General features: G+C 35.7%; 14 protein-coding genes. 12 read left to right on the forward strand and 2 right to left on the reverse strand.

What is annotated here, in order from left to right; genetic code table 11:
* The first annotated feature begins 118 nt into the window (after positions 1-118).
* From BN3107_RS08355 to BN3107_RS08370, 4 genes are all read left to right on the forward strand, one after another.
* Positions 119-793 carry a BMQ_0737 family morphogenetic spore coat protein gene (locus BN3107_RS08355; RefSeq protein WP_058307184.1) on the forward strand — a complete coding sequence of 225 codons (675 nt, stop codon included), beginning with the start codon at positions 119-121 and terminating at the stop codon, positions 791-793.
* A gap of 79 nt (positions 794-872) precedes the next feature.
* Positions 873-1,457 (forward strand): hypothetical protein, encoded by a 585-nt coding sequence (locus tag BN3107_RS08360; RefSeq protein ID WP_058307185.1) that lies wholly within the window; start codon positions 873-875, stop codon positions 1,455-1,457.
* Positions 1,444-1,764, forward strand: a complete 321-nt coding sequence (locus BN3107_RS08365) for a hypothetical protein (protein ID WP_058307186.1) — start codon at positions 1,444-1,446, stop codon at positions 1,762-1,764. Before BN3107_RS08360 ends, BN3107_RS08365 begins: the two co-directional genes overlap by 14 nt.
* Entirely contained in the window at positions 1,757-2,974 is a 1,218-nt protein-coding gene (locus BN3107_RS08370; RefSeq protein ID WP_058307187.1) for a surface carbohydrate biosynthesis protein, read from the forward strand. Before BN3107_RS08365 ends, BN3107_RS08370 begins: the two co-directional genes overlap by 8 nt.
* A 4-nt stretch (positions 2,975-2,978) precedes the next feature.
* Here BN3107_RS08370 and BN3107_RS20220 read toward each other — a convergent pair whose 3' ends face one another.
* A complete protein-coding gene (locus BN3107_RS20220; RefSeq protein ID WP_262359943.1) occupies positions 2,979-3,107 on the reverse strand; it encodes a hypothetical protein in 129 nt (42 codons plus the stop codon).
* A gap of 99 nt (positions 3,108-3,206) precedes the next feature.
* On the reverse strand, positions 3,207-3,602 hold the full coding sequence (locus BN3107_RS08375; protein WP_058307188.1) for a hypothetical protein: 396 nt from the start codon (positions 3,600-3,602) through the stop codon (positions 3,207-3,209).
* A 150-nt stretch (positions 3,603-3,752) separates the two neighbouring features.
* On the opposite strand from BN3107_RS08375, the gene BN3107_RS08380 reads away from it, so the two are divergent.
* The 8 genes from BN3107_RS08380 to BN3107_RS08415 all read left to right on the forward strand — a co-directional run bounded on the left by BN3107_RS08380 (position 3,753) and on the right by BN3107_RS08415 (position 12,050).
* On the forward strand, positions 3,753-4,538 hold the full coding sequence (locus tag BN3107_RS08380; protein WP_077065081.1) for a BMQ_0737 family morphogenetic spore coat protein: 786 nt from the start codon (positions 3,753-3,755) through the stop codon (positions 4,536-4,538).
* 167 nt (positions 4,539-4,705) lie between these two features.
* Positions 4,706-5,680 (forward strand): SDR family NAD(P)-dependent oxidoreductase, encoded by a 975-nt coding sequence (locus BN3107_RS08385; protein WP_058307189.1) that lies wholly within the window; start codon positions 4,706-4,708, stop codon positions 5,678-5,680.
* 12 nt (positions 5,681-5,692) lie between these two features.
* The gene (locus tag BN3107_RS08390; protein WP_058307190.1) at positions 5,693-7,168 is read left to right on the forward strand and encodes a glycosyltransferase family protein; all 1,476 of its coding nucleotides are present in this window, start codon (positions 5,693-5,695) and stop codon (positions 7,166-7,168) included.
* Positions 7,169-7,181: 13 nt separating this feature from the next.
* Positions 7,182-8,579: a glycosyltransferase gene (locus tag BN3107_RS08395; RefSeq protein ID WP_058307191.1), complete on the forward strand. Its 1,398-nt coding sequence runs from the start codon at positions 7,182-7,184 to the stop codon at positions 8,577-8,579.
* Positions 8,576-9,169, forward strand: a complete 594-nt coding sequence (locus BN3107_RS08400) for a class I SAM-dependent methyltransferase (protein WP_058307192.1) — start codon at positions 8,576-8,578, stop codon at positions 9,167-9,169. Before BN3107_RS08395 ends, BN3107_RS08400 begins: the two co-directional genes overlap by 4 nt.
* Positions 9,166-10,110 (forward strand): dTDP-glucose 4,6-dehydratase, encoded by a 945-nt coding sequence (locus BN3107_RS08405; protein ID WP_058307193.1) that lies wholly within the window; start codon positions 9,166-9,168, stop codon positions 10,108-10,110. The genes BN3107_RS08400 and BN3107_RS08405 overlap by 4 nt, the downstream gene beginning before the upstream one ends.
* A 15-nt stretch (positions 10,111-10,125) precedes the next feature.
* Positions 10,126-11,328 carry a UDP-4-amino-4,6-dideoxy-N-acetyl-beta-L-altrosamine transaminase gene (gene pseC / locus BN3107_RS08410; RefSeq protein ID WP_058307194.1) on the forward strand — a complete coding sequence of 401 codons (1,203 nt, stop codon included), beginning with the start codon at positions 10,126-10,128 and terminating at the stop codon, positions 11,326-11,328.
* On the forward strand, positions 11,325-12,050 hold the full coding sequence (locus BN3107_RS08415; protein ID WP_058307195.1) for a cytidylyltransferase domain-containing protein: 726 nt from the start codon (positions 11,325-11,327) through the stop codon (positions 12,048-12,050). The genes pseC and BN3107_RS08415 overlap by 4 nt, the downstream gene beginning before the upstream one ends.
* Positions 12,051-12,054 lie beyond the last annotated feature (4 nt).

Genomic DNA, 12,054 nt, shown 5'->3' on the forward strand with positions numbered 1-12,054 from the left:
ATATGATATTCACCTAACTTCCCAAATATCATGATATTTCCGCTATTTAACTAAAACATTTTCTAGTGTGTTGTCATAGGCTATATGGACAGTAATCTTATTTGGAGGTGTTTGCTAGATGCAAATGGATAATTTAACAGGAGGGCAGGAACTTCTGTGTATAAATACAGAGAAGGTTTATGACTGGATTTTAAACGAAGCAACATTTGATCTAAGTTTACCGGATTTAGATTTACCTATTAACCCGGTAACCGGTGATCAACTTGAATGTGATGATATTGACTTAGATTCTGTAACATGCGAGGTTGCTCCTGCTGAAGTCGATCCGATTGTCGTATTAGGTCGTGAAAATCAAGTGTTTGTTGTGGATGGAGCAGAAGTTACATTACAAATTGTTAACATCCGCAAAAATTTCGAAGTAACTGTTTTTGTTAACTTGGTACCAGAACTTGGCGGAAGTCGCGTAGAAGTTGGTTCAGCTGAATTTACTCGCTGTGAACAAGTCATTCTTTGTGCGCCAGATGGAACAGACATAGATGTCACGTATACAGATCTAGATTGTTTTGTATGTACGGCTTCATGTGACGCTGGAACAACAACAGAAGTAGATGAATTAGATGTAACGGTAACTGTACGTCTTTGCCAAAGCATTCAGTCTACATTTGATGTAACATTAGAACTTGTAGCAGATTTCTGTCAACCACGAGATATCTTACCATTCCCACCATGCCCGGCACCAACAATGCCAGCACAATGCCCTGTCGTTTTCCCTAATAACGGGAATAACGGATAAACTGTCAACATAGGGATAAAGAGAGGGTAACTCCTCTCTTTCTTTTTTTTACACTAATTAGTTGGAGGTGTAACGAGTTATGGACCAACAACAGTTACAGCAAAAGATCAAGGGTTGGCAGAATGAAAGTGCGGCATATTTAAATGAGATCAAAGAGTTAATCCAATCGGTCGAGACAGCCAAACAAATGATTGTAATTTGTTATTTTACAACCTCTTATCAACTTTCCCATCAAACAGATCGTGTCAATTATGGTATCGGATCCTTTCATATTCAAAATTTAGGAACTCAACCATTAAAGAATCCACATATCGGAATCAAAATCACCTCCAATATCGATTTTAATTTTTCGGGAAAATACTTATATCCATCCTCTAAAAAAACGGTTCGAGTTTCAAATGCGTGGGAACGAATTAATGAACCAACCGACAAAAAAGAAATATGGTTAAAGCCTACCCAAAAAGAGTCGATCCAACCTGGAGAAATACTAACATTTTCTAATTTTCAATTAAAATGGGAACCAAATTCAAGCTATTCCGGAACGATTCAAGGTTTTACATATGGTGAAGAGCTACCAGATGGCATCCATGCCTTAAATCAAATTAATCTTAACGGTACCATAACAGAGCGAGATCAGGAGGCGCAGATAGATGAAAAAAAATAGGGATCATACGCCTTTGCAAATCAATCAGCTTATACAACAATATATGAAAGATTCTTTAGATCGGATCACGCAAGATGACCAATCCAATAAAAATAATAGTTTCGTCTACTTAGAGAATGATACTTTACATTTATTAATCATGTATCTATTAATGAAGAAGGAAAATAACAATACTGGTATGAATAATGAAAGCTTTGAAGAGTTATCGGAAGTTTTAGAATCATATATGGAAGATAATCGTCAAGCATTTGATGGAATCATCGATTTATTAAAAGACAGAATGACGGGAAATCAGGCAGATGACTAGTAATAGATGGCTTTATCTTCCGGTTGAGGTTAAAGTGCGCGAACTAGATGCAAAGTTGCTGCTTTCTTATTATGCGATAAAACAAGGGTATCAAGTAATCATCGGAGACCATCCAACAGTAGAAGAAGCTTCATCACATTTCCCAAGAGGTATTTTTTTAACAAAGGGTGGACCAAAAGGGTTTCGAAAAAGGACGATCACCAATGCAAAAACCAATAGACAAACCATTGTAGAATTAGATGAAGAAGGATTATTAATAGAAAAAGCAAAATACACAAGAGATCGAATGCGAAAAGACATGCTAAAGTTCGTTGAGCAGGAATATTGCTGGGGAGATCATCAAAAACAAATTATTTCGAGTGCTTATCCTGATATGACGACAAAGTGCAAGGTAGTGGGTAATCCTAGATTGGATTTATTAACAGCAAAATACCGAGAAATTTATCGTGACGAAGCAACTGCTATTCAAGAAACGTATCAGGATTTTATTTTAGTGAATACTAGATTTTCTTTGTATAATAAGGCGAAAGCAGTCAACGAGAATCGTTTTGTAAAACCTATTAAAAAGTTGTACGAAGCATTTTTAGAGATGATAGAAGTGTTGGCTAAAGAGTTTCCTACTAAAAATATTGTAATCCGGCCTCATCCTGGAGAAAATATCAGATCGTATCAACATGCCTTTAGCCAATATCAAAATGTTCATGTTGTACACGAGGGTACGATTATTAAATGGTTACTCGCAGCAAATGTCATCATTCATAATGGTTGTACTTCTGGCATCGAAGCTTTTTTATTAGATAAACCAGTGATTGCGTATATCCCTGTTGTGGAAAAGGATAACACTTTACCCAATCAAGTTGGATTACAAGTAGAAACGCTTGCTTCTCTTCATCAGGCAATTTTAAATATATCAAATTATAATCAACTAAAAAGAACACCTAAAAGCTTGTATCATTATTGTTTTCTGGAGAATGACAGTTACTCGTATCAGCGTATTCTCCATTTATGTAACAGAATCTCGTTACCATCACCACCTCTTAAAATATCTCCCCGACGTATAAGTATACAAAAACAAAAAAGGAGATTTTCCCTCCTTGAAAATGAATTGACGCACTTTTATCAGAAAATCGATGACATCGAGCAAGACTCTTTCCAACGTCATATCAAACAAATAGCTCCAAATGCGTATCGAGTGCAGGCTATTCCCTGATCATTTACTTCATACAACAGCCACCTTTACTTCTTCGAATCGCTTTTTTCTTAATTTCAGAAGTAATAACAATAGGTTGATCAGATTGTTTAAATGATCGTGCTACTTTCGTTATGATTTCCTTCGCTTTCATAATACCATCTCCTCGTATTCGTCTTCATAATAGTATAGTCCTTAGATACAAATCGGTATGGACGAATGAAGGCTTTTTGTGAAAACGAGGTGTTTAGCCTTATCTTTTTGTGCGGCGATTATTAGATTGGATCGATGTTATTTCAACTCTAGTTGGAAGCATGTTGTTCGTAGCATTCTTTGAATTAGTAATGGTTTCTGTTTGTCTAGCTGATTGAAGCATATTCTGTAATTGGCGATATTCTGAAGGACGTCTAGGCGTACTTTTGGTTAATGATTGTTTTAGTTGTTGTAATTCTTGTTTTTGTCTATCGATATCTGTGTTTAGATTTTCGAATTGTTCTTCGGTATTTTCAATAAATAGATGCAATTTATCAATTAATGTTGTCAATTTTAGTTTTTCAATTTCATTTTTTATTAATCGTATTTCCTGTTGTAAATCGGATACCACCTCCGTGAGATGGTTAATATCTAGTTCTTGTTGCTCCTCGCTCATGATCTCATCTCCTCATCTATAACACATATGGCTATTAGTAGCCTATGTGGATCGTGGTGAAAGGTGAAAAATCGTGAATGCTTTTAACGTTTTTCTTTTAGCATCATAGGCTAATAAGGAATTATAGTTAAATGGAGGTGTGCAAGCGTAATGCGATTAGATAAACTAACAGGGGGACAGGAACTTCTTTGTATTAATACAGAGAAAGTGTATGATTGGATCCTTAATGAAACGACATTTGATTTAACTGTAGATGGTTTAGAATTACCAATTAATACGGTTACGGGTGCTCAATTAGAGTGTGATGATATTGATCAAACCGCTGTAACATGTACCGTTACACCAACAGAAATCGATCCAATTGTTGTATTGGACCGAGAAGATCAAGTATTTGTAGTAGATGGTGAAGAAGTTACCTTACAACTTATCAATATTCGCAAAAATTTCGATGTTACTGTTTTTGCACCATTAATTCCTGAACTAGGAGGAGGTACCATTGAAATCGGTTCAGCCACCTTCACTAGATGTGAACAAGTAATATTGTGTGCGCCGAATGGTACTGATGTTGATGTATCCTATACAGATTTAGATTGTTTTGTGTGTGCGGTGAACTGTGATACGGGATCAAGTACAGAGATAGATGAGTTAAATGTGACGGTATCCGTAAGACTATGTCAGAGCATTCAATCAACGTATGACGTTACATTAGAACTTGTAGCAGATTTCTGTCAACCTCGTGATATTTTACCATTTCCACCATGCCCGGCACCATCAATGCCGGCTCAATGCCCGGTTATTTTTCCTAATAGTGTTATAACGGAAGCAGAAGAAACCGAAGAAAAGTCTCACGTTGAACCAGAACTAATTCAACCAACGGAAATCAAGGTAGAACCAGATGAGCTAGAAGAAACAACAGAGCAAGAAGGAGAGGAGTAATCCTCTTCTTCTTGCTCTATTTAATTTCACAAAAAGCAATATCTGTAAACTCATATTTAAAAATGGGTTGATTTGATAGGCAGCGGTCGTTAACTATTCAAAGGGTTTCCAATATACATATTAAGTATCACAAGAAATTTTGCATAGATAGGAATGAGGGAGCGACAGTGTTTTTTAAAGATAAAACCATTTTAGTTATTGGTGGTACCGGGACAATCGGTACAAGCGTGGTTAAAGAATTATTAAAGGATAATCCCAAAAAAATAAAAATATTTAGTCGGGATGAGTATAAACAACACCAGGTTCGAGAAAAGTTGCATCACCATAAAGCTATCCAATTTTATATCGGTGATATCCGTGATTTAAATAGATTAGAAGAAGTTATGTCGAATGTAGATTATGTTTTTCACCTAGCTGCAATGAAACGTGTAGACGCTTGTGAAGAGAATCCATTAGAAGCAGTCGAAACAAATATTATAGGTGCTTCGAATATTAAAAATGCTGCAATTAAAAGTAAGGTTAAAAAAGTTATTTTTACTAGCTCAGACAAGGCGATATCTCCTACGAATACTTATGGAGCCACGAAGTTGATTGCTGAAAAGTTGCTGGCTGCACCATCTTCCAGTGCTACCAAATTTGCGAGCGTCCGTTTTGGTAATGTGATGGGGTCACGAGGGTCTGTGATTCCGCTTTTTCAAGAACAAATCAAAACTAATCAAAAAATTACGATTACAGACCCTGAAATGACAAGATTTATGATGACTTTGACACAGGCTACCAGTTTGACTTTACAAGCTTTAAAGGAGTCCAAAGGTGGAGAAGTATTTGTCTTGAAAATGCCAGTTATTCGCTTAGGAGATTTAGCAGATCTATTAATTCAACAATCAGGATATTCCGTAACCATTGAAAATATTGGGCTAAAGCCTGGTGAAAAAATGTATGAAGAGCTCATGACATACGATGAATCCCAACAGGCATGGGAGTTAGATAATATGTTTGTCATTCCATCCACTTCCACTGACGTCAATTCATATTCCAAAAAAGCGATTCAAAGAACATACAAATCGAATGATCAAGAAGTAGTAACCAAACATCAATTAAGCGAATTGTTGCAAGATGCAGGCTTACTTGAGAAGAATTAGAAGGAGGATCACATGGATACTTTTTTGAAAAACTATTGGTCGTTATACATGGATTTTCTTCAAGATTTTGCGTCTTTAACATATCGTGGATTTTCATTAGTTTATTTCTGTCATCTTCCTAGTTATGTACTAAGAAATCCGGTTTTATTGAAAAAATTAGAAAACGAAACCTATATAAAAAATGTAAAAAAAGAGGTAGCCTCTTCAAAAGATATTCAGGATATGTTTCGACTATTTACAGAAAAACACCGAGTAGATTCAATAAAGAAAAATGGAAAAGTTGCAATAACTGTGGATAAATTAATGCGTTTTCCGAAGGCGAGTATCCATCAACAATTCTCTTCAAAAGACACGGTAATATTAACAACAGGGACATCTGAAAAAAGCAAAAAGATAAGTCAAAAGAAAAAAAATAAGGCAAGGCTTATTAATAATACTATTGCAACGATTAAAAGGAGAAATAATCCCACGTCTGTTAAGCATAGTTCTATCTATTATTTAGGTGATTTTCATTTAGATGTTGAAAAGCAAATTAAACAAGTACAACAACAAGCAAGAATTATAGTATCTCAACAAAAAGGGCACCACCTTTATCAGAATCCTGCCTTTCAAAAATGGTTACATCATACTATCGCTTCTGTGATTACTTATATAGAAATAACCAACCAACTACTCAAAAAAGTAAATATCTCCTGTTTCGTAGTATCAACTACACACAGTTTTATAAATCGTATTCTAGCGGTAGTTGGTTCTGCACAAGGAATCCCAACTATTTGTATGCAACATGGTATTATATCAAGTGAATTAGGCTATATTCCAAAAATAGCTACTGTGGATGCGGTTTATGGACAATTTGAAAAAGATTGGTACCAAAAGCTTGGAGCAACAGCTAATTCGATAGAAATTGTAGGTCACCCCCGGTTTGATCAGAGCCACAGTCCGTACAAGGTCGATAAACTAACATTTTATAGAAAACTAAGTATTAGAAAAGATAGAAAAACAATTTTGATAGCTGTGCGGGGAGACGAGGATATCAATCATTGGCGTAAATTTATCCAAGTACTGAATAACAAACAAAAATGTAACATTATCATTAAAAATTATCCTAGTTCTGAACCACATCCACTGACAAAGGAGTTTACTAATGTCTATGCCATAAAAGGTTTTACACTTTACGCTATTTTTCCTCACGTAGATGCCGTGGTAACATACTCCTCGACTGTTGGATTAGAAGCGATGATATCAGGTCGAGTGGTATTCATTTTAGATAAAAATTTTAAAGGGAAAACAGGTTATTTTCAGAAGTTAACACCACTTACACAACAAGATCCACTCGTATTAGCAGAACAATTAATCTCTTATTTAACAAAATCCTCATATAGAAATTTTGCAAAACAAAAAATTTCACAGTTTTTACGTTATGCATATCCAAGTAAAAAAAGGTCGTTTGATCGGTTAAAACTATTAATTAAACGTCTTACGAATTAGAAGGGAGGAGAAAATGAATACCTATACGAAAAATTATTGGTCCTTATATCTTGATTTCATCGAAGATTTTAAAGAAGTCATTTACCATGGGTATCGATTATCCTACCTTGTTCATTTCCCAAGTATTATTCGACATCACGGTTCGCTCTGGAACGAAATATCCCAGCCAGAGTTATCGAAACAAATCATTCATCGTGTCACTAACCGAAAGCAAGTACAGCACGTTTTTAGCAATTACTTAGACACCATTAAAGTACCCTTTTTGTCACGAAAAGCTCCTATTGCTATATTAGATGATCCACTAATTCGGATACCAACTTCCACTATTAAAAATTATTTTAAAAGAACAAATTTGTTAACAATTAAAACCTATAAATACCCAAAAGATAAACCAACAAAGGATCGAATCTACCTTCAAGATTTCGGAACAAATACAAAGCAAGCAATAATAAAAATACAAAAACAAGTAGACAAGATTATAACACGGTTTCCAAACCATTATCTATATCAGGACTCGTCCGTTCAACATATGTTAAAACACAAGGTGAAATTTGTAATTAATCAAATAAACATGTTAGAAGAGTTATTAAAAAAGGTCTCGTTGTCTACGGTTATCATTTCTAGTCCGAATCATTTTGGCAGAGCAATGGCATTTGTTGCTGCTAAAAAAGGAATTCCCACTATATGTATGCAACACGGGATTCTCGGTAATGAATTTGGCTTTTTACCGAAGCTGGCAACTATTGATGCCGTATATGGACAATTTGAAAAAGATTGGTATGTAGCAAATGGAGCTCCGCCAGAATCAATCCGAATCATTGGTCATCCTCGATTTGATCAAGCACTAGTAAAATCGACGATAACAAAAAATCAATTTTTCAATCGACTAAAATTAGATAAACGAAAGAAAACCTTACTACTTATTGTGAGAGGTAATCGATACGCAAAGAAGTGGCAATTGTTGATTAAGCAAATCAAGAATTTGCTGGATATTAATATTATATTACGTGATTTTCCCAATGATAAAATGCATCTCTTACAAAAAAAATTCCCCTATATTCAATCTACCAATAAGTTAACACTTTATCAGGTCTTACCACATGTAGATGCGGTGGTATCTTATGCCTCAACAGTGGTATTAGAAGCAATGTTGGTTGGCAAGCCAGTTTTTGTCTTACAAACGACTATACCAGGTTATACGGGTTATTATAATCAGTTAGACCCTTTTGTCCAAAAAGATCCAACGAAACTCGCCTCACTAGTTCATTTATATTTTATCAATGCCAAGTGGCGAGATATTGCAGAAAAAAAACAAAAGAAATTTTTATCATATGCTTATCCAGACAAAAGCTCATCAGGACACCGTTTATTAAATTTAGTTGAAGAATTATCGAGAGGAGAAAAGAAATGAAAAAGACGTTAAAAGAAATACATGAATATTGGGATTCTAATAGCTATCCTGAAACATATCGCAAGGAAGTGGAACGAAGTATTTATTTGTTTTCCTTTATCGAAAAATATATTAAATCTCATCACAATATAATGGAAATCGGTTGTAATGTAGGAAGAAATTTAGAATATCTCCATCAAAAGGGATTTAACCAATTAACAGGCATTGAGCTTAGCCATCATGCAGTACAAGAATTAAAAAGAAATTTCCCGAAATTAGCGGACGAAGCTGATATTATACAATCCCCTGTAGAAAATGTCATTAAACATTTGGCAACAGATCATTATGACCTAGTTTTTACCATGGCCGTTTTAGAGCATATCCATCCAGATAGTGAATGGATATTTCAAGAGATTGCAAGGGTTACTAAATCTTATCTTATTACTTTTGAAGCAGAGCAAGCAGATAAATGGCGCATTTTTCCGAGAAATTATCGTGACATTTTTGAATCGTTAGGATATAAACAAATTGAGGAATCTAGTGGCAGCCAACTTAAACTGGCAAACTACACATTAAGAATATTTAAAAAGAAGAGAGGTTGGTTCAGGTGAAAATTCTTGTAACAGGTGGAGCCGGTTTTATCGGGAGATGGGTAGTCGCAAAACTGTTAACAGATAAACATGATGTATGGGTGCTCGATGATCTATCAAACGGTCGATTAGAGAATATTGAAACACTTCGAGACAATCAACACTTTCAAGATTTTATATTAGGAGATATAAAGGATAAAGCATGTTTGGCTTCACTTTTTGAAAATGAATTTGATATTTGCTACCACTTGGCAGCAAGTATTAACGTTCAAGATAGTATTGACCAACCGCAAACAACATTCGCTAATGATGTAATTGGAACATTTCATTTACTTGAAGAATGTCGCAAACATCGTGTGAAGATGGTCTTTATGAGTACTTGTATGGTCTATGAAAAGGCAAGTGAACGTAAAGGTATTTCAGAAGGTTATCCAGTAAAACCAGCAAGTCCTTACGCAGGCTCCAAATTAGCGGCTGAAAACATGGTATTATCTTATTTTTATGCGTATCAACTTCCTGTCACGGTGCTTCGACCTTTTAATACGTATGGTCCTTTTCAAAAAACAGGGGGTGAGGGTGGCGTCATTGCAGTGTTCTTGAAAAATAAGTTGTCTGGTAAACCGTTATCGATCTATGGGGATGGAACGCAAACACGCGATTTATTGTATGTGGAAGATTGTGCACGGTTTGTAGTGGAGTCTGGTTATTCGGATCGAACAAATGGTGAAATTATTAATGCTGGTCTGGGTCAAGACATTAGCATTAATGATTTAGCAGAGACAATTGTAGTAGACAAGAAGCATATCCAACATATTCCACATATCCATCCACAAAGTGAAATACCAAAATTGCTATGTAACTATCAAAAAGCGAAAGAAATGATAGCATGGAAACCAGCATTTCGTTTAGAGGAAGGAATAAAGAAAACAGAACAATGGATTCAGTCAACAAATCTTATATAAATGAGGTGGTGATAAATGGACCGGAAACGTTTAGCAATTGATGGAGGAACCCCGATAAGAAAAAGCTATTTACCTTATGGGAAACAAGATCTCGATCAATCAGATGTCGCAGCAGTTGTTCAAGTATTACAAAGTGATTATTTAACGACAGGTCCAATGATCGATACGTTTGAAAAATCAATTGCTGCATATGTTGGCAGCAGGTATGCAATCGCTTTTTCAAGTGGAACAGCAGCTCTTCATGCCGCATGCTTTGCGGCCGGAATTAAAGAAAACGATCAGGTAATTACGACACCAATCACGTTTGCGGCAACTGCAAATGCGATTAAGTACCAAGGCGGAGAAGTGGTTTTCGCTGATATTGACGCTAAAACGTACAATATTTCAGCAGAAGCAATAGAAGCTTTGATAACAGATCAGACAAAAGCGATTATTTCGGTTGATTTTAGCGGACAGCCGGTTGATTACAAGAAGATCCGTGAAATTGCAAATCGTTATCAGATTCCTTTTATTTCAGATGCCGCACATGGTCTGGGAGCTGTTTATGAAGGTGAAAAAATAGGTTCTTTAGCTGACATGACAATGTTTAGTTTTCATCCGGTCAAACACATAACTACTGGTGAGGGTGGAGTAATTACAACCAATAATGAACAGTACTTTCAGAAACTTAAGAACTTTCGGAATCACGGAATCGTTAGAGATCAGGAAAAATTACACAAGAAAAATCAACCATGGTATTACGAAATGCAGTCATTAGGCTTTAATTATCGAATGTCAGATATACATGCTGCATTAGGTGTGAATCAAGCAAAAAAAATAGACGGTTACTTAAATAAAAGAATTGCTATTGCCCAGAAATACACAGAGGGATTCCGCGATTTCGAACTACTAACACCACCTTTTCAATTAGAAGGAGTGGAATCAAGCTGGCATTTATATGTGATTAGACTTCATTTAGAAAAATTGACAGTGAGAAGAAAGGAGATATACCAGGCACTGCAAAAAGAAAATATCGGAGTCAACGTTCATTACATTCCAGTCTATTTCCACCCATACTATCAGGCGTTAGGCTATAAAAAAGGATTATGTCCTCATGCGGAACAATTGTATGAAGAGATGCTCACATTACCACTGTTTCCTAAGATGACAAGTCAAGATGTTAGTGATGTGATTATGGCAGTAAAAAAAGTATTACAGTATTACGAGGTGAGAGCATGAAGGTTGTTGCGATTATTCAAGCACGGATGGGCTCTTCTCGTTTACCAGGGAAGGTGTTGCGAAAGGTAATGGGAAAACCATTATTATATTACCAATTAATGAGGGTCAGTAGAGCGTCTAAACTAGATGATCTTGTAGTGGCTACGAGTACATTATCAAAAGATAATCGAATTGTTAATTTTTGCACCAGTCATAACATAAACTACTATCGAGGATCTGAACAAGATGTGTTAACCAGATATGTAGAGGCCGCAAGAAAATCGGGTGCAGATGTGATTGTGCGCCTGACAGCCGATTGTCCATTGATGGATCCGATCCTGATTGATCAGTTAGTTGAATGCTTTCTTTCGGAGCAAGATGTTGATTATCTTTCAAATGTTATCACGAGAACTTATCCACGAGGACTTGATATCGAAGTATTTTCAAATAGTGCATTGATGAAAGTAAATCAATTGGCAACCACTGCAAGTCATCGTGAGCATGTGACCAGTTATTTTCTGGCACATTCAGAAAAATTTCTGTTAAGAAATGTAAGTAATCAACATGATATCAGTTGTCATCGATGGACAGTTGACACGATCGAAGATTTTCAATTAATAGAACATATACTGACAGAATTATACCCAAACAATCGATACTTTTCAGTAGATGATGTGCTAGAAATATTGGAGCATCATCCAGAGTGGTATCAACTAAACCGAGGTGTTAAGCAAAAGGATTGATAAA

Source organism: Gracilibacillus massiliensis, from assembly GCF_001458115.1.
GTDB lineage: Bacteria > Bacillota > Bacilli > Bacillales > Amphibacillaceae > Gracilibacillus > Gracilibacillus massiliensis.